The organism is Hymenobacter volaticus, from assembly GCF_022921055.1.
Lineage (GTDB): Bacteria > Bacteroidota > Bacteroidia > Cytophagales > Hymenobacteraceae > Hymenobacter > Hymenobacter volaticus.
In genome coordinates this window covers 2,204,201-2,223,095 of the sequence record NZ_CP095061.1, presented here as the reverse complement: position 1 = coordinate 2,223,095, position 18,895 = coordinate 2,204,201, and the positions used below count along the sequence as shown (strand labels likewise).

Here is an 18,895-nt window from a genome sequence, read left to right as displayed (position 1 = left end):
GTGGGTTCCTGCTAGGGCCGCAGAGAGTTAAATCAGGTTGACAAAGGCCGTCTCTTACAACTGCGCGCGTCAACTTCTGCGTTCCTCTGCCGAAAGATTAACTGCAAAGATACCCAATTACCTTAGCCCAAACAGCACCTCTTCGGTCAGCTTGCACTGCCGGTGATGCGAATACGTGGCTAATGCCACGGCCTGTGCTTGCTCTCCCAACTGCTGCATCAGCTCAGGCTCACTCAACAAGCGCCCGATGGCCGTTTCAAAAGCCACTGCGTTGCGCAGCGGAAACAGCAGACCCATGCGGCCATCATCTATTATCTCCAAGGTACCACCGGTGGCCGTGGCCACTACTGGCAAGCCTGCTGCCATAGCCTCGATAGTAACCATGCCGTAGGTCTCGTTGGTGGAACCCGTGATGGAAATATCGAGGGCGCGGTAGGCAATTTCGGGCTGCGGCGTAAACTCGCGGATGTGCACCACCTCCCCTAAGCCTAACTCCTGTACCCGACGTAGCACTGTTTCGCGGTACGTATTGCCTTCGTTGCGCGTTGATTCGCCAACTAGCAGCAAGTGAAGCGGCACGGCGGGGTGCTGCTTGCGTAAGACTGCCAACTCTTCCACTAAAAAGTCCTGTCCCTTGCCATCATCAAACCGACCGATGAGGCCTAACAGTACCGCGTTAGCAGGCAGTTGCAGGTTCAACTGTTGTCGGGCAATGGTGCGAGTTAATGCAGGGTCGGCGAACTTCTCTAGCTCGATGCCTAGCGGTACGACATGCAGTTTTTTAGGCGATAAATGGGTTTTCTCTAACACCTGCCGTGCCAGCCCCGGCAGCGGCGAGAGCCACGCATCCAGCGCCCGAAAGCGTAAGGTGTGCACTACACTACGCTTCGGGGGACCTAGCTGCATATGCTGCTGATATAGTAGCTTGAGTGTAGGCAACTGCACTGTTTTGCACAGCACGGCCAACCCTAAGTCGCCGTTGCGAGTGACGATGAGCGTGCGAGTGTTGAAGGCGCGCAATGTATGAGCCAGTAACCGAGCAGCGGGAACGTCCAGCGCTTTCCAACGGTTGGTAAGGTAAGCTACGGGCAAGTTCAGCGCTTCCGCTCGCGCAGCAATGGGCGAGCCGACGAGCGTAATTACCTGCACTGGCCAGCCACGACGGTTCATCCAGTCCGCGAAGCGCACGGTGTTCAATTCTAGCCCGCCCCAGCTCGCCGACAAACACAGCAACGACAACGGATAAGGCGACCCAACAACGGCATCGGGAGCAAAGGAAGCAGCGGCAGACTCAGCAGGATTCACGCGGCGAAGATACGGCTCGTAGTTTTTGTGTTGGGAGAGGTTGATGTTACCTAGAATTACGGCGCTGCTTTGCCTTGGTATCGTGCATGCTTGACAAAACGATATACTTAACCAACAAGGGCAACGCTAGGCTCCTATTGCTTTCCTCATCAGTGTATGTCAAAGCTCGTGTTACAACTGGAATTTGTACTTCCTCACCCCACTCTAAAGCCGTACCTTTGCTAATAAGCCAAAACGCTTAGCTTTTCTGAATGGCACTGGATTATCTTTCCCTACTAAATCCCTCGCAGGCGGCTGCCGTGATGCAAATCGACGGCCCTTGCATGATTATAGCCGGCGCGGGCTCGGGCAAAACCCGGGTGCTTACCTACCGCATTGCCAACTTGCTCGAACAGGGTGTCGACCCGTTCAATATTCTCGCCCTTACTTTCACCAATAAGGCCGCCAAGGAGATGCGCGCCCGTATCGAAAAGGTAGTGGGTGGTGCGGCAGCCAAGAACCTGTGGATGGGCACTTTCCACAGTATTTTCGCCCGGATTTTGCGTTCCGAAGCCGACAAAATAGGTTTCCCCCGCTCCTTCACCATCTACGACACGCAAGACAGCAAAACGCTGGTCAGCCAGATTTTGAAAGAGTTGGAGCTCGACGACAAGCTCTATAAGCCCGGCATGGTACTCGGTCGGATTTCGGCCGCAAAGAACAAGCTTATTTCGGTGCAGCAATACCTCAACGACCCCGTGATTCGGCAGGACGATGAGGCCGCGTTGCGGCCCAAGATTGGTGTGATTTACCAGCAGTACGCCAACCGCTGCTTCAAGGCCGGGGCCATGGATTTCGACGACCTGCTCTATCAAACCAACGTTCTGTTCAAAGACCACCCCGATGTGCTAAACAAGTACCAGAACTTGTTTAAGTACGTGATGGTGGACGAGTACCAAGACACTAACTACTCGCAGTACCTGATTGCGCGCAAGCTGGCGGCCAAGGAGCGCAACATTTGCGTGGTAGGCGACGACGCGCAAAGCATTTACGCCTTCCGGGGCGCTGATATTCAGAATATTCTCAACTTCGAGAAAGACTACCCGAGCTGCAAGTATTTAAGTTGGAGCAAAACTACCGCTCCACCAAAACCATTGTAAAGGCGGCCAACTCGGTTATCAAAAACAACCAAGCGCAGCTCCGCAAAGATGTCTTCTCCGACAATGAGGAAGGCCCACTAATCGAGGTACTGAAGGCATCTTCCGACAACGAGGAAGGCAAGCTGGTGGCCAACTCCATTTTCGAGGACAAGATGAGCCACCATCTGTCGTACGACGATTTTGCCATCTTGTACCGCACCAACGCCCAAAGCCGGGCCATAGAAGAAGCCCTGCGCAAGCTCAACATCCGCTACAAAATTGTGGGCGGCCTGAGCTTCTATCAGCGCAAGGAAATCAAGGACTTGGTGGCTTACCTGCGCCTCACGGTAAACCCCAACGACGAGCAGGCGCTCCGCCGCGTTATCAACTACCCCAAGCGCGGCATCGGCGATACGACCATTGCCAAGCTCATCAACGCTGCCGAGGAAAGCAACCACACCATTTGGGAAGTGGTGTCTAATGCCGACCAGTTTCTGCCCACCCGCGCCGCCAACCCGATAGTAGACTTCGCCGAGAAGATTAAGGCGTACACGGCAGTGGCGACCAAGGAAGATGCCTTTGAGGCAGCCAAGTTCATTGCCAAAAACTCGGGCATGATCGAGGAACTGTATGCCGATAAGAGCATCGAAGGCCTCTCTCGCTACGAGAACATCCAGGAATTGCTAAACGGCGTGAAGGCGTACACCGAGGACCCGGAGCGCGAAGACAAAACGCTTGGCGCGTTTCTGCAGGACATTGCCCTCGTGACGGATGCTGACACCAAAGATGCGCAGCAAGAAGGCGAAACCGTAACCATGATGACGATTCACTCGGCCAAAGGCCTGGAGTTTCGCAACGTATACATTGTGGGCATGGAGGAAAACCTCTTTCCGAGCCAGATGATGATTACCTCGCGGGCCGACTTGGAAGAAGAGCGCCGACTGTTTTACGTGGCCATCACGCGGGCCGAAAAGAAGCTGACGCTGAGCTACGCCACGTCGCGGTACCAGTGGGGCAACTTGCGCAGCTGCGAGAAAAGCCGGTTTCTAGACGAAATCGACCCGCAGTTCGTGGACTTTAAGTTTGCGGCCACGCCAAGCGCCGGGCCCGGTGAGTCGCCGTTTGGGCACGTATTCGAACGGCGCAGCAACCTCTTACCCACTCCTCCGCGTAAGACGGTAGCCAAAGGCTATACTCCCCCGGCCGATTTTCAACCTTCTGATACCAGCAACCTGCAAACCGGGCAGCGGGTGGAGCATCCCAAGTTTGGTTTCGGCCATGTGACCAAGCTGGAAACCGTTTCGGGCTCTACTAAAGCTATTATTCAGTTCGAGGAAGTCGGCGAGAAGACGTTATTGCTGAGTTTTGCGAAATTGCGGGTGCTTGGTTGATGCATTAGCTGCCGTATCCTTAGCTTTGGCTACGGTAGTACAGAGCGGGAGAATATAACCAACGCTCCGCTCGCAAGTAGGGTAGCAACTTCATTCGCTGCTACCACCCCTAACATTTAGGATTTTCCTTTTCCAATGCCCTTACCTTCCTTACATAAGCACGAGCTTCTACAGCGCGAATACGGCCAAAGCACCTATCAACTGGTGCAGGGCCTGCGCGAAGTAGAAGACAAGGCCGAGCGTACGCGCCGCGCCACCCAAATTGTGCAGCTTATTTTCCGACTGCAACCCTCTCTGCGCGACCAACCTGATGCGCAACAGCGCGTTTGGAACCACCTCTACGAGATGGCCGACGAAGACCTGGACATTGATGCCCCGTTCGAGCTGCAAGGTTTGAGCCAACTCAACCAGCACCCCAAGCCGGTACCCTATCCGAAGCTGAGCCCGAAGCTGAAAGCTTACGGCCGCAGTGTGGAGCTGATGGTGGAAAAGGCCCTGACGCTGGAAGACCCTTCGGAGCGCGAGCAAGCGACTATCACTATTGGGCGGACGATGAAGTTTCTGTACCGTTCGCACAACAAGGAAAATGCGAAGGATGTCACTATCCTAAAGCACCTGAAAGACCTTTCGAACGGGCAGTTGACTTTGGATCCGGCGCAGGTAGAAGCACAGGGCCTGTTTGAATTTGCAGGAGGTTCGGCGCCCGTAGCTGCGGGCGGTTCGAGTCGGGCTGCCTTTATTGTGCCGCAACCTCGCCAGGAGCGCGATGGACGCCGTGGCAATAGCGGCGGCGGTGGCAATCGGCGCGATAAACAGCGCCGCGGCGGCAAAAAAGGCCGTCAGGAACCCCAACAACCCCCTCAGTAATATTTTCTGGAGGAGCTAGAAGCTAGGAAGTAGAGGTAAGAAGTGGCCATTGAGCGAGAGAAGGCAGGAGTTGAAGCAAGAATTGCATTTATGTTATTCTGGTCCTTCTACTTTTGCACCTCAGCGCTTACCGACCCACTTCTTCTTCATTTTACTAGTTCCTAGCTCCTAACTTCTACTATATGGCCGCATTTGAAGTAATTGGCGGAAATCCGCTTAAAGGAGAAATTGTGCCTCAGGGCGCCAAAAACGAGGCATTGCAGATCCTCTGCGCTGTGTTGCTTACCTCGGAGCCCGTCACTATTTCCAATATTCCTGACATCCGCGACGTCAACAAGCTGATCGAGTTGCTGCGCGATATGGGCGTTAAAGTGGGTAAGCTCGCTACGGATACCTACCGCTTTCAAGCCGACGATGTACACATTGACTACCTTGATACGCCCGAGTTCGTGGCGCAAGGTCGGGCATTGCGCGGCTCGGTGATGATTTTGGGGCCCATGCTGGCTCGTTTCGGCAAATGCCAATTACCAAAGCCCGGCGGCGACAAAATCGGCCGCCGGCCGCTGGATACACACTTTGTAGGCCTGGAAAAGTTGGGGGGCAAACTCACCCTCGAAGGACTCGATTTCTATCGAATCAACTCGGAAGGCAAACTGCGCGGCGCCTACATGCTGCTGGAAGAAGCCTCCGTGACGGGTACGGCCAATATTGTGATGGCGGCGGTGCTGGCTGAGGGCACGACTACCATTTATAACGCTGCGTGTGAGCCCTACGTGCAACAGCTCTGCAAAATGCTGGTGCGGATGGGTGCCCGCATCAACGGCATCGGCTCTAACCTACTTACAATTGAGGGCGTGGAAAGCCTCGGCGGCACTGACCACCGCATGCTGCCCGACATGATTGAGATTGGTTCGTTCATTGGTCTTGCGGCCATGACAGGCTCTGAAATCACCATTAAGGACTGCCAGATTACTGAGTTAGGGGTTATTCCGGATACCTTCCGCAAATTGGGCATCCAGTTGGAGTTCCGCGGAGATGATATCTACATCCCCGCTCAAGACCGTTATGAGATTTCCACCTACCTCGACGGCAGCATTCTAACCATCTCGGACCATACTTGGCCGGGCCTTACGCCTGATCTGCTTAGCATTGTGTTGGTCGTAGCGGCCCAAGCGAAGGGCACGGTACTTATTCACCAAAAGATGTTCGAGAGCCGCTTGTTCTTTGTAGACAAGCTCATCGACATGGGGGCTCAGATTATTCTTTGTGACCCGCACCGTGCTACAGTTATCGGCCTCAACAAACGCACTCAGTTGCACGGCATCACCATGACTTCGCCGGATATTCGGGCGGGGGTTGCCCTCTTGATTGCTGCCCTCTCGGCCGACGGACGGAGCGTCATTGAAAACGTAGAGCAAATTGACCGTGGCTACCAACACATCGATAAGCGTTTGAACGCCTTGGGCGCACAAATTCGTCGCTTATAATTAATCCTTTCTTTCTAAGCCTGTAAATAGGTGCTGCCGCAACGCAGCACCTATTTTTTTGCTTTTGCAGGAATGTTTACGCTGCTGATATAGGCTTTAATGACTGGCAGTAAAGTTGGCAGAATAGCTTCAATGGCGGCTCGTTCCTGTAACGTCCAGTGGCGCGGCTGTCCAAACAAGCAAGGCTGCAAAATGCCCCACAACTGCTTGTCCTCGGTGATGTGGGCGTGGATCAAGGAGCGGTGGCCGAAAGTCTTGTGCTCGAAGTCGCGGTTGAGCACATCGGGCGTAGCAGTTTCTACATCCTCCACAAATACTGACGGCCGAGCAGCCAGCGCAGCCCGAAACAGCGGGTCTTCTTGCGGTAAGTCGGTTGTGTCTTCCTGCCAGTCATGAATAGGATTGGGCACTACGTCGTTTTTGCGCCAGCAGAAGGCAATACGGCCCTTGCCTACAGTTGGGTCCCGGACGTACAGAAAGCAACGGTCGGCATCTAAGTATTTTCCCACTTGCTCTAGTATTCGGTTGATGGTGGCCGTTGGTGCTTCATCAGCTGGTACCGTTACCAGTAAAGAATGATCGGTAGTTGAACTCATGCTGGTTTCGTCGAGACAGTATACTCCTGTGAAACGGGGGCAGCAATGAATAGTTAGCGGTTGGCTGCAGAATAAGTTGTTGACTTATTGCCTATGAGGCCACACCCAAATAGCTTTAAATAGCTGGCAATCTAATTACAGCAAACTCAGATAAGTCAAGAATTCGAGAGCATGATTAAAGTCAAATACCAAGTAAGAGCAGTGAAGCGTTGAAGATTTGTGGCGGAGGTTCAAGCGAGAGAAGATTCACTTTTAACTTCATGCATCATGCGCAAAACTGTTTGGATTCCCCTGTTTTGTTTGCTATTGCTTGTTTCTTGCAATAAAGAGCAAGAAGCCTTATCGGAGGACAAGCTATTAAAGGAAAACGTCCTGATGGATGTTCCACCAATGATGGAATCAAAATCAGAGGAGGTCGAAGCGCAAGCCATTGTCAGCGACGAAAGTTTCCAGGAAATTCCTTCACAGGTGAAAGTAACGGCGGCCCCGGCCGCTACACGCAAGCTGATTTATCACGCGGAGGTACGGGTCAAAGTGGAAGACTTAGACAGGGCCAACGCCCGTATGGACAGTCTCACGCGCACGTATGGGGCGTATGTGTCGGATGCGGCGGAGACGCGGCAGGATGGGGAGCGGCAACACCAGATGAAAATCAGGGTGATACCGGGCCGTTTTCAGGCTATGCTTGGTAGCCTCAATGGACTTGGCACTTTAGTATCCAAATCTCTAAGTACCGACGATGTAACGGCTGAACATGCGGATGTATCGGCGCGATTAGGTACCAAACGCGCTTTGGAACAGCGGTATGTAGCATTGTTGAGTCAGGCAAAGAAGATATCCGATATCCTGGAAATAGAAGAAAAGATTGGACAAGTACGCGGTGATATTGAAGCAACAGAAAGCCGGCTGAAAACCCTGAACGACCAAGTAGCCTATTCCACAATCACGCTAACTTATTTCCAACCAATTGCCTTAACTGCTCCTGATGCGCCGGTTATCTCGTTTGGCAGCCGGCTTGTTCAATCTTTCTATGATGGTTGGGAGCTACTCACAGGTCTTGTGTTAGCCTTGGTAACAGCCTGGCCGCTTCTACTTGGCGGCGCTCTTGGAGTCTGGGGCTTACGGGCGTGGCGACACCGACGTCGGCAACGCGCTGCGGCTTCAGCTTAGATAAGCTCTGCTATACATAACATAAAAAGCCCCGGATACTTCGTATCCGGGGCTTTTTATGTGGTAGTTGCTAGTCAACCACCATATCCACGACAGCCGTTACAACAGAAAGCACCACGCTGAAAAGAAGCGCGGAAATGAATCCATCCACTGCAAAACCAGACAATAGCGCATCGGCAATCATGACAATGGCCGCGTTGATAACCAACAGAAACAATCCAAGCGTCAGAATCGTGATGGGCAGCCCGAGCAGCTTCAGGATAGGCTTCAGCACTGCATTCAATATGCCTAGCACGATAACCAGTAGCAGAGCATCAGTGAAGCCCCCAATGTGGGAGCCGGGCAGAAACGCAGCCAGCAGATAAGTGATAACTGCCGTAAGCAGAAACTTGAGAATGAACCCCATGAGCGTAGAGAGAAATTAAGTGAGGGAGAAAGTTGGGGAATGTACGCGGATGAGGTAAAAAGGATAGCCTGCAGCCTGTATCGCCCTATTGCCTCGCCCCTACTAGCAGAAAAAGTACGGGCGGGATAGTTGCTTTTATCGGTTGATAAAGACAACTGCCCCGCCCGGACTTTTCTACAACTTAACTGCTCTTACTTGTCGGAGCCCCTGTCGGTGAGGCGGCCTTGGGATACGCCCATCCAATTGGCCATGCTGTAAAGTAGGCGTGCACCCACAATAGCATTCCACTCGGTGTCGCCGGGTGCTACTTCGTTCAGGTCGCAGCCAATGATGGTGCGCCCGGAGCGTACCACCTCGCGGATGAGGTAGAGCGCTTCTTCGAATTCGAGCCCACCAGGCACTGGCGTACCTGTACCTGGGCAGAGCTTTGGGTCTAGCCCGTCAATATCAAAGCTTAAATACACCTTCTGCGGCAGTTGCGCAATGATTTTGCCACACACCTTTTTCCAAGATTTCTTGGCGAACCGCTCATCGCTCAGAAAACGGTTATGGAACATGACGATGCGCCCCTGGCTTTGCTCTACGGTTTCGGCTTCCTGCTGGCTTAAGTCACGGATACCAACCTGCACCAGCTTCTTTATCTGCGGCAGCTTAAGCGCATTGTACATAATGGAAGCGTGCGAATACTCGAAGCCTTCGTATGCAGGTCGTAGGTCGCAGTGCGCATCGATTTGGAGGATGCCGAAATCATCGTAGCGCTCGGCCAGCGCGTGCAGGTAACCGAGCGGCGTGCTATGGTCGCCACCGAGCAGCACAACTCCTTTGCCTTCGTCGAGATACGCGCCGGTTTTTTCTCTGAGGTACTTCAGCAAGCCCAGGCCCCGCTTGGTGATGGCGGCCGGTACATCGGCATGCGTAGCGGCCTCCGCGGCAGGCTCACCAGCCTCCAGCCACTTGATGTAGGTTGCAGCCTGCTTGCGCAATTCCTGGCTTTCCTGAGCCACTTTCTCGTCGGCATCTTCCATAGCCAAACCCATACGCCACGCATCGGGCATGTCTGGGTCGTAGAGGTCCACTTGTAAAGAAGCTTCCCGAATGGCTTCGGGGCCTTCGGCGGTACCAGCTCGATAGGAGACGGTAACCTCCCAAGGCACAGGTACAATGACTACTTGCGCCTCTTCCACGGTGAAGGGCAAGCCAAATACACCACCCTGCGCGTCGCCTAAGGCGTTGGGGTCAAAGTTGGCTAGTTTGTGTTTGAGGGCAGAAGAATGTGTTGAAGCCATAAGGCGAATAGTGTGGTGGTGAAAGAGGCCTAAAGGTAAAATGGTGAGCCGGGTGTTCCAGTTGCGCAATTTGCGTCAGCAGAACATCCAGCTCACCATTTCGTCTCTACCCTTAATTAAGAAGGCTGTCCGTTAAGGAAGTCGTACGTGCGAATGATGTCGAGAATCTTCTCGAATGTAGGGCGGTCGAAGAATAGCATTAGCGGTAGCTCCACCGAGTTGTCTTTGTCGGAAAACTGCGTGATAACCGAAAATATTAGGGGTTGCACGAGAGGCTGCGCGAGCAACAGGTTGTGCAGTGAGGTAGCAATATCACCGCGAGGAGCAATAGGTGGCGCTCCGTATATCTTGGCTTTCAGAATATTGGCTAACTGCGTCACCAGAGCACCGGTGATGATGTTGCTGATTTCCAGCAACAACGACTCCTGCATCTCGTCGATCTGCGTAGATGCAGTCGTGTTCATGCGCAAACACACCTTGGACAAGCGCTGAATATGCTGGCCCGAAAAGAACATCAGCGTGGTGCCGTTGAACTCGCCACGAATATCAGACTGCACTGGAACGTGGTTTTGCTGTATGTCGCGCACGCGGTCCAGAATGCCGGTTCCAGGCACCAAGTCGAGGCTAGGCACTTCTAAAAGAACCTTCTCTTGGGCAATCACCGCGAAAGAATCGGCGGCGCGGGCCAGTCCTATGTTCAGAATTTCGCGGACTACGTCGCGCTCCAGTTCCGTCATGTGCAAGTCCATATAATTCATTCAATTGGCTGCTGCTGCAGTAGCGTGACCACAGCGAATTCAGCAGTACGTAAATTTAAGGTCGCCGGGCTAGAAACAGACGAGTTAAGGCGGGCACATCGAGCACTAAGCAAACCTGCCCGCTGCCAAGCAGCGTGACGCCCCCAAACAATTCAATGGTATCCAGCGGCTTACTCATCGGCTTGATGACAATATCTTGCTGACGCAAAAAACGATCAACGATGAGCCCGAGTTTGCGGTTGTTGTAAGCAATGATGATAATATCCTGTCGGCCATCTACGTCGGCGCGTGAAACCGGAGCCATGGGCCCGTCTCCGTTCAGCAGCCGACGCAAACTAACTACAGGCACATTTTCACCTTGTATACTGGCCATTAGCAGTCCGCCAATGACGTGCAGTTGCTGCGGCAAAAGCGACACAACCGAGTCGGTGTGCATAAGCGGAATAGCGTAGCTGCGTTGATCGAGTTCGAAAAGCAACGCACCTTTTACGGCTATAGACGTCGGGAGCACCAGTGTGAACGTGGTGCCTTCGCCTAGCTTCGAATCGACGCGTAACTGCCCGCCAAGCGAGTCAATAGCTAGTTTGACAACGTCGAGTCCTACGCCGCGGCCGGAAATTTCGGTTACCTCCTTGGCCATCGAGAAACCCGGCTCGAACAGGAAAGCTCGCACCGCATCATCATCAAGCGTTTTGGCGACTTGCTTGGGTACCAACCCGCGCTCCACCGCCTTACGACGCACCTGCTCGATGTTTATGCCTTTGCCGTCGTCGATTACTTGAATCAGCACGTCGTCGCGCTCGGTCTGTGCCGAAAGCCGCAGGTGCCCTTCCGCCGATTTGCCGGCCTTCACTCGCTCCTCTGGCTTTTCAATGCCGTGACCCACAGCATTGCGCACGAGGTGTAGGAGCGCATCGGTGATAATCTGCAGGATGTTGCGGTCAATTTGGATGTCTTGACCACTGAGTGTTAACTCTACTTGCTTTTGCTCGGCCGTAGCCACGTCGCGCACCACCCGTGGAAACTTATTGAGCAAGGAGCCCACATTCACCAAGCGCGCATCCATGACGGAGTACTGCAGCTCATCGGTGATGCGAAAGAGGTGAGCCGCCGTGGTTTGCAAAGCAGAATTGCCGATTTCCTGGCTTAGCGTCAGAATCCGGTCCCGGTCAATAATCAGCTCGCCTACTAGGTTAAGTAGGTGATCGAGCTTTTTTATTTGAATGTAAACTAGATCCGAAAGCTCCAGCTTGCGGTTAGCTTCTTCGTCGCTCAGGTCTTCTTCGGGCAGCTCGGGCTCCTGGCCTTCCACAAGGCGGTTGAGGTTGTCGAGCAACATGGTGACATCGGGCAGGGCTGCTTCCTCACCTACGGCTCTAATCATAGTGCCTAGCGTATCAACGCCCGAGAAAAGCACCTTGCTCAAGCTGCCAGCAAAATTCCGCTGCTTGTCCCGAATCAAGCCGAAGATGGTTTCCATATGGTGCGCCACCTCGCCGATTTCTGTGAAGCCCATAGCCCGAGAGTTGGACTTCAGGTTGTGCATGAGTCGGAACAACTCATTGAGAGAGGGCTGATCCTGGGGGTTCCGTTCCAGCTCACTGATATGCTGGCTCATGGCGTCGTAGTATTCGAGCGCCTCCGCCATAAAGATTTCACGGTATTCCTGTTCGCGTGATTTCATAACTCAACCAAACGACGCGAAGAAGGAACAGAAACTTTTGTATTGCGCACGCCCGATACTGTCCGTTGGAACTGCCCAGTATAGTGCACAATAGCGTCAGGCAATTCAGCCAGCGGCAGCACATCATTGGCCCAACCCGCTTGAATTACCGAGTTCGGCATCGAGAAAAGCACCGAGGAAGCTTCATCCTGCACCAACACGGTTCCGCCGTGCTGGCGGATAGCCTGAGCCCCCAGTGTACCGTCGCGGCCCATACCCGTCAGGATCACACCCAACACGTTGTTGCCTACTGTATGAGCAACCGAACGCATGAGGATGTCAATCGAAGGTTCATCCCCGAAAGGGCTACACTCAGTGGAAAAATCGGTTTGCCAGCACTGCCAAGGCGTGTGCAGCGCAGACTGCACAACGAGGTTACGGCCGCCCGGTGCCACGAATATGCAATCTGGCGTTAGCTGGGTTCCTACCCCGGCAGCCATAACTGGCAACGAACTTGCTCGCGCCAGACGCTTCACAAACGAGTTCGAGAACGACGCCGGCAAATGCACGGCTACGAGTACTGCGCAAGCGAGCGTAGCAGGCAAGGCCCGCACCAACTGCTCCACCACTTCAGGGCTGCCGGTAGAACCTCCAATAATCACCACTCCACCCGGCAAGCCAGGCACGGTGGCCGCGCTGCGTATTTTGCGCCATGAAGCAACTGGCTGCAAAGGAGCTATTTGCAGCTTACGCATTATCGTGCTGCTCCACTCCAACGCGGCAGCACTTGCTAGGATAAAGTCGAAAACGCCCCACCGGCTAGCTTCGCGCATCATGCCCGGCAACGGCTGGCTTTCGCAGTAGAGTAGCACCGGCAGTACTACATGGCGGCTAAGCGCTTCCAGACCACGCAACTGCGATTCATCCACAATCAGCAACGCAGGACGAAGCCGGTGGACTTGCGTAATAAACCCAGTGGGGTCTTCGCTGACACCACTCACGCGTAGCCCAAGCTGCTGCAGTAGTCGCGTCAGCGCAAGCCGCCCAGCGGTGGGCAGGCTACCAAGTAAAACAGTTTTTGGAACGAGAATATCAGGCACGAGGAAAAACCAATACGACAGGCAGGCTCACAGCCAGCCACAAAGCCGGCTGACTGTATGCAGAGCAACTAAAGCAGCGCGCTATTCAGCACTTAGCGCCCCTCCTACTATCTCTAGCACTTTCTCTTCTGAGAAAGGCTTCACGATGTAAGCAGAAGCTCCGCTTTCCAGGGCTTCATTCACAATCACCTCTTGGCCTACGGCACTGCACATCACCACCTTTACATCGGGGTCGTTTTCACGGATGCCTTTCAATACATCCAGGCCAGTGTTGTCGGGCAGAATTACGTCGAGGGTGATGAGGTCTGGTTTGGTGGCAGCAGCCATTTCAATGGCTTGCTGGCCATTAGCGGCCTCACCCACTACTTCATAGCCAGCATCAGTAAGCACATTCTTGAGCATCGTGCGCATGTAAAAAGAGTCGTCGACGATGAGGATGCGGTTTTTCATAAGACGTATTTCAAAAATCCAGGGAGAGCAGAAAGAGTAGAAGCTGGACGTTGTACGGCGGCCGGCAGGCAAAGATGTTTAAGTAGACTGCAATTGCATGATCTCAGAGGGAGTAAGCAGCTTCAGCATGTCGAGCACAATAATGATGCGGCCGTCTACCTTAGCTATTCCCTCGATGTACTTGTCGTTGATGTTGATGTCTTGGATGAACTCCGGCGCTTTTTCAATAATAGAAACTGGAATGGACAACGGCTGCGGCACTTCGCGAACCACAATTCCGATGGTATAATCCTTGGCTTCTATGGCCAACGTGTACGACGTAGCCGGTAGCTCCTGCCCCGCCGGCCGCAGCCATTAGCTATGCCCTTGATGAAAGGCGGTGTTTTGGGCATGCGCGCCACTTCGGGCGTTATAGTTACCTCTTTCACCTGCTCGATGCGCAGGCCATATTCCTCGTCGCCAAGCCGAAAAACAATCAATTGAATGATGGCGTCGGGCTTCAAGGTTTTCTTGTCGCTGTTTTGTTCTGCTTCAGGCATTGAACAGTTGAAACGTATAGAGGAGAACTGGTACTTGAAATATCGGCGGCTGGCAAGCACTGAACTACTACTACAGCCTTCCGGCTCTAGTATGTGCCTATACAGCCAGCAGACCGGATTTCCTGGCCTGCTACACCAGAATGTCATGCTTCGTGAGTTCGAGCTGAAATTCTAGTATAGCAGGCCGGATTACATTCAACACAGGTGCTTACTTCACTTTCTCTTTTGACCGGCCTTTAGTTGGCTTTTCGTCTGGAGTTTTTGGTGCTACTGGCGCCGCTCCATTGGATGCCTTTGGTGCCTCAGTGTAACTAGAACGCCGGGTCGCTTTGCCATTACGCTGTGCTTCAGTTTGCTCGATATTGGCGGCCTTGCGGTTCGGTGCAGGAGCAGCTGCCGCAGGGCGAGCATCGCCTCGACGGGTGCTTACCACTGGCCGGTTTGCAACCGCTTGTGCGTGTGCAGCATCAGTAGCCGCGTTGGCGCGGCGGGTAGTAGCTCGGTCACGCGCTGGAGTGGTAGAAACTGGCTGCGGCTGCGGCTGTACAGTTGACCGACGCATAGTGCGACGCGACCGGACAGGCTCTGGCTCTGGCTCGGGCTCAATTTCTTCCAGCAACTGGAAGTTAGAGAGACCCAACTGCAGATCATCGGCAATGTCGGTTAGGCGCTGGCTTGATACCGTTAGCTCGTACATCGAACTGGACAAGCCTTTAGCCGTGCCTGCCACTTGCTGAGTGCCCGTAGCCGTTTGCTCGGCAATAGCTACCACTTCTTCCACGTATTTTACTACGTCTCCAATCGAGGTTTTCTGAATCTCGGTGGCCGTTAGGATGTCACGAGAAGTGCGGAGGGTTTCTCCCGAGCTAGTGGCAATGTTCTTAAAGGCCGAGCTGGCCTCGAAGGTGGCATTCTTTCCTTTCAATACGCGGCCTTCCATGGTGGAAATAGCCGTAGCAGCACTAGTTGTATCCTTCTTTACGTCGTCAACCAACGTGCCGATTTCCGAAGCCGAACGGCGAGAACCTTCGGCCAGTTTTCGAATTTCTTCGGCTACCACCGCAAAACCTCGTCCTGCCTCCCCAGCTCGCGCTGCTTCGATGGCCGCGTTCAGAGCCAGCAAGTTAGTTTGCGAAGCAATATCCGTGATGACGGCCAGCGTCTTGCTGATGTCCTGGGAACGGTTGGAGAGTACTTCAATGGTGCGAGCCGTTTGAGCGGCGGCCGCCGAAATCTCCTCCATGTTCTTCACCACCTCAGCCACCGTTTTCAAACCAAGCTGTGAAGTTTGCTCACCTAGAATAGCGGCTTTGATACCAACGTCGGCTTTGCCAGCCGTTTCCTTGGTAGCCTGCATGATTTCTTCGATCAGTTTGAAGGCCTGGTCAGTTTTCAAGGCTTGGTTCTGAGCACCTTCAGCCATTTGTTGCATGGCCAAGGCCACGTCAACCGTTACGCGGCTCATCTCTTCTCCTTTCGCCGCCATTTCCTCCGACGACGTGCCCACTACCTGCGACGACTCATTGATTTCAGACAACAAGTCGTTGAGATTGTCGACGGCCAGGTTGAGGGCGTCGGCCATGGCTTGAATGTCGCCAGCGGTCTGGATTTCCACTTGCTGCGTGAGGTCACCTTCCGATATGGCCCGCACCACGCGGCTTACTTCCAGAACCGGCGAGGCAATTGATTCCAACAGATCGTTGAGCGTATCCACAATTTCTTTCCACGAGCCGCTCACGCCGCCCACCGTAGCACGCTCGGTCAGTTTACCTTCCACCCCGGCTACTTTCGCCACGCGGCTTACTTCCTGCGCCAAGCGGTTCAGGTCGTCCACCATGCGGTTGATAGTGTCGGCTAGTTCGGCTACTTCCCCTTTGGCTTCCAGGGTCAGCTTCTGGGTCAGGTCACCTTGCGATACGCCCGTTACCACCTTGCCGATGCCCCGCACCTGGGTGGTGAGGTTGGCGGCCATGGTATTTACGTTATCGGTCAGGTCTTTCCACACCCCGCTCACATTCGGTACTTGCGCTTGACCACCAAGGCGGCCTTCGGTACCTACTTCCTGCGCTACGCGGGTTACCTCGCCAGCGAAGATGTTAAGCGAGTCCACCATCCTGTTGATGTTGTCCTTGAGGTCGAGCAATTCGCCTTTTACATCCACCGATACCTTTTGGCTTAGGTCGCCGCGGGCTACGGCAGTAGTTACGTTGGCAATGTCGCGCACTTGGCTAGTGAGCGAGGCAGCCATGAAGTTTACGTTATCGGTGAGGTCTTTCCAAGTACCGCGCACGTTTGGTACGTCGGCCTGGCCGCCCAACTTCCCTTCGGTGCCCACTTCGCGGGCCACGCGGGTTACTTCGTCGCCGAACGTATTCAGCGAGTCCACCATTTGGTTGAGGTTTTCCTTCAACTGAAGGAGTTCCCCTTTCACGTTTACCGTTACTTTCTGGCTTAGGTCGCCCTTGGCAACTGCGGTGGCTACGTTGGCAATGTCTCGTACTTGGCTCGTCAAGTTCGAGGCCATGGTGTTCACGTTATCCGTGAGGTCTTTCCAGGTGCCCATTACATTGGGCACCGAAGCCTGGCCGCCGAGGATACCCTCGGTACCTACCTCACGCGCCACACGCGTTACCTCACCCGCAAAGATGTTGAGCGAGTCCACCATCTGGTTGAGGATGTTTTTCAGGTCGAAGATTTCGCCTTTCACATCCACTGTCATCTTCTGCGTCAGGTCGCCTTTGGCTACCGCGCTGGCTACGTTGGCAATGTCTCGTACCTGACTCGTCAAGTTCGAAGCCATGAAGTTTACGTTGTCGGTCAGGTCTTTCCAGGTACCGCTAACACGAGGCACGGCGGCTTGGCCGCCCAGCTTTCCTTCGGTGCCTACTTCGCGGGCCACGCGGGTTACTTCGTCGCCGAAGATGTTGAGCGAGTCCACCATCTGGTTGAGGATGTTTTTTAGCTCCAGAATCTCGCCCTTCACATCGACCGTCATCTTCTGGCTCAAGTCGCCACGGGCTACGGCGGTAGCTACGTTGGCAATATCTCGAACCTGAGAGGTCAGGTTCGAAGCCATGAAGTTTACGTTGTCGGTCAACTCCTTCCACACGCCCGCTACGTTCGGTACCAGTGCTTGGCCACCAAGTTTTCCCTCGGTGCCAACCTCCAACGCCACGCGGGTTACTTCGCCGGCAAACAGGTTCAGCGAATCCACCATCTGGTTGAGGTTCTGCTTCAAATCGAGCAGTTCCCCTTTCAATTCCACGGTGATTTTCTGCGTCAGGTCACCTTTAGCTACCGCTGTAGCCACATTGGCAATGTCTCGAACCTGCAACGTCAGGTTCGAGGCCATGAAGTTTACGTTATCGGTCAGTTCCTTCCACACGCCGGCCACATTGGGCACCGAGGCCTGACCGCCGAGTTTACCTTCCGTGCCTACTTCCAACGCCACGCGGGTTACTTCGCCGGCAAACAAGTTCAGCGAGTCCACCATCTGATTCAGGTTCTGCTTGAGGTCGAGCAACTCGCCTTTCACATCTACCGTCATCTTCTGGCTGAGGTCCCCTTTGGCTACGGCGCTGGCCACGTTGGCAATATCTCGTACCTGAGAAGTCAGGTTCGAGGCCATGTAGTTCACGTTATCCGTCAGGTCTTTCCATACACCGGCCACATTCGGCACAGATGCTTGGCCACCGAGCTTCCCCTCAGTACCTACTTCCAACGCCACGCGGGTTACTTCGTCGCCGAAGATGTTGAGCGAGTCCACCATCTGGTTGAGGATGTTTTTTAGCTCCAGAATCTCGCCCTTCACATCGACCGTCATCTTCTGCGTCAGGTCGCCTTTGGCTACCGCACTGGCTACGTTGGCAATGTCGCGCACCTGGCTCGTTAGGTTCGAAGCCATGGTATTCACATTGTCGGTTAGGTCTTTCCACACCCCGCCTACATTTGGCACGGACGCCTGACCACCAAGCTTCCCTTCTGTACCTACTTCCTGCGCAACGCGGGTTACCTCGCCAGCAAACAGGTTCAGGTTGTCGATGGTCTTGTTGATGGTTTCGGCCATCACCTTGAAGTCGCCAGACACCGGAATCTGGAAAGTCTCGTCGAGGTTGCCCTTACTGATGTTCTTAAGCACCTTACCCACTTCCAACACCGGCACGGCAATGCTGTCCACCAAGCCATTGATATTGTTGATCATGTCGCGCCAGAAGCCAGCGGCATTGTCGGCGGAGGCGCGAGCCTTCAGGTTGCCTTCCACCCCGGCTACTTTCGAGATACGCGACACTTCTCCCCCTACGCCACCTATCATCTCCACCATGGAGTTATAAGCCTCGGCTATTTCGGCGAAGATGTCGTCGGTTTGTTTAGTGAGGCGCACTGACACGTCGCCTTTTTTGAAAGCGTCGAGCGCATAAAGCACCCGATTGAGTTGATCGTTAACGTAGTCGGGATTCTGAACGGCCTCGTTGTTGCGGGTGCTGCGTCCGGTCCCGCGTTTGCGGGTATTTCCCCCATTGGATGCAACCTCGGCGAGTTGGCCGGGCTCAACAACAGAGTCGGAGGCGGCCGCTGGGGCGGCGCGGTGAGTAGAGGTGGTATTCTTACCTGATGCCATAAAGTAGGAGTAGCGAGGCCCGTGGAAAGTAGGCGAAGCAAATGAGAACGGACTGAAAACAGCCTTTCTCTACTTGGCAAAGGTAAGGAATACACTTGTTCCTTCGCACAGGATTATGCGCTTGAGAGCAAGACAAGGAAA

The 18,895-nt window shown here is 54.1% G+C and carries 14 protein-coding genes and 1 pseudogene; 4 read left to right on the top strand and 11 right to left on the bottom strand.

The window, feature by feature from the left end; genetic code table 11:
• Window positions 1–117: 117 nt before the first annotated feature.
• The gene (locus tag MUN86_RS09510) at window positions 118–1,305 is read right to left on the bottom strand and encodes a glycosyltransferase family 4 protein (RefSeq protein WP_245124599.1); all 1,188 of its coding nucleotides are present in this window, start codon (window positions 1,303–1,305) and stop codon (window positions 118–120) included.
• A 257-nt stretch (window positions 1,306–1,562) separates the two neighbouring features.
• Here MUN86_RS09510 and MUN86_RS09505 point away from each other — a divergent pair.
• From MUN86_RS09505 to murA, 3 genes and pseudogenes are all read left to right on the top strand, one after another.
• A pseudogene (locus MUN86_RS09505) lies at window positions 1,563–3,814 on the top strand (ATP-dependent helicase).
• 135 nt (window positions 3,815–3,949) lie between these two features.
• Window positions 3,950–4,681 (top strand): DUF4290 domain-containing protein, encoded by a 732-nt coding sequence (locus MUN86_RS09500; RefSeq protein WP_245124596.1) that lies wholly within the window; start codon window positions 3,950–3,952, stop codon window positions 4,679–4,681.
• Between the two features lie 182 nt (window positions 4,682–4,863).
• Entirely contained in the window at window positions 4,864–6,168 is a 1,305-nt protein-coding gene (murA, locus tag MUN86_RS09495; protein WP_245124594.1) for a UDP-N-acetylglucosamine 1-carboxyvinyltransferase, read from the top strand.
• A 50-nt stretch (window positions 6,169–6,218) separates the two neighbouring features.
• Here murA and MUN86_RS09490 read toward each other — a convergent pair whose 3' ends face one another.
• Window positions 6,219–6,764, bottom strand: a complete 546-nt coding sequence (locus MUN86_RS09490; RefSeq protein ID WP_245124591.1) for a GAF domain-containing protein — start codon at window positions 6,762–6,764, stop codon at window positions 6,219–6,221.
• Between the two features lie 267 nt (window positions 6,765–7,031).
• On the opposite strand from MUN86_RS09490, the gene MUN86_RS09485 reads away from it, so the two are divergent.
• Window positions 7,032–7,934: a DUF4349 domain-containing protein gene (locus tag MUN86_RS09485; RefSeq protein ID WP_245124589.1), complete on the top strand. Its 903-nt coding sequence runs from the start codon at window positions 7,032–7,034 to the stop codon at window positions 7,932–7,934.
• 70 nt (window positions 7,935–8,004) lie between these two features.
• Here MUN86_RS09485 and MUN86_RS09480 read toward each other — a convergent pair whose 3' ends face one another.
• The 9 genes from MUN86_RS09480 to MUN86_RS09445 form a co-directional block, all read right to left on the bottom strand.
• Window positions 8,005–8,340, bottom strand: a complete 336-nt coding sequence (locus tag MUN86_RS09480) for a phage holin family protein (protein ID WP_245124586.1) — start codon at window positions 8,338–8,340, stop codon at window positions 8,005–8,007.
• Between the two features lie 191 nt (window positions 8,341–8,531).
• Entirely contained in the window at window positions 8,532–9,626 is a 1,095-nt protein-coding gene (locus tag MUN86_RS09475; RefSeq protein WP_245124584.1) for an agmatinase family protein, read from the bottom strand.
• Window positions 9,627–9,742: 116 nt separating this feature from the next.
• The gene (locus MUN86_RS09470; protein ID WP_245124581.1) at window positions 9,743–10,375 is read right to left on the bottom strand and encodes a chemotaxis protein CheC; all 633 of its coding nucleotides are present in this window, start codon (window positions 10,373–10,375) and stop codon (window positions 9,743–9,745) included.
• A 64-nt stretch (window positions 10,376–10,439) separates the two neighbouring features.
• Window positions 10,440–12,068, bottom strand: a complete 1,629-nt coding sequence (locus MUN86_RS09465; RefSeq protein ID WP_245124577.1) for a chemotaxis protein CheA — start codon at window positions 12,066–12,068, stop codon at window positions 10,440–10,442.
• The gene (locus tag MUN86_RS09460) at window positions 12,065–13,147 is read right to left on the bottom strand and encodes a CheB methylesterase domain-containing protein (protein ID WP_245124574.1); all 1,083 of its coding nucleotides are present in this window, start codon (window positions 13,145–13,147) and stop codon (window positions 12,065–12,067) included. Before MUN86_RS09460 ends, MUN86_RS09465 begins: the two co-directional genes overlap by 4 nt.
• 81 nt (window positions 13,148–13,228) lie before the next feature.
• Window positions 13,229–13,597: a response regulator gene (locus MUN86_RS09455; RefSeq protein WP_245124572.1), complete on the bottom strand. Its 369-nt coding sequence runs from the start codon at window positions 13,595–13,597 to the stop codon at window positions 13,229–13,231.
• A gap of 78 nt (window positions 13,598–13,675) precedes the next feature.
• Window positions 13,676–13,906, bottom strand: a complete 231-nt coding sequence (locus MUN86_RS31160) for a chemotaxis protein CheW (protein WP_280640622.1) — start codon at window positions 13,904–13,906, stop codon at window positions 13,676–13,678.
• On the bottom strand, window positions 13,897–14,136 hold the full coding sequence (locus MUN86_RS31155; protein ID WP_280640621.1) for a chemotaxis protein CheW: 240 nt from the start codon (window positions 14,134–14,136) through the stop codon (window positions 13,897–13,899). Before MUN86_RS31155 ends, MUN86_RS31160 begins: the two co-directional genes overlap by 10 nt.
• Window positions 14,137–14,344: 208 nt before the next feature.
• Entirely contained in the window at window positions 14,345–18,754 is a 4,410-nt protein-coding gene (locus tag MUN86_RS09445; RefSeq protein ID WP_245124569.1) for a HAMP domain-containing protein, read from the bottom strand.
• Window positions 18,755–18,895 lie beyond the last annotated feature (141 nt).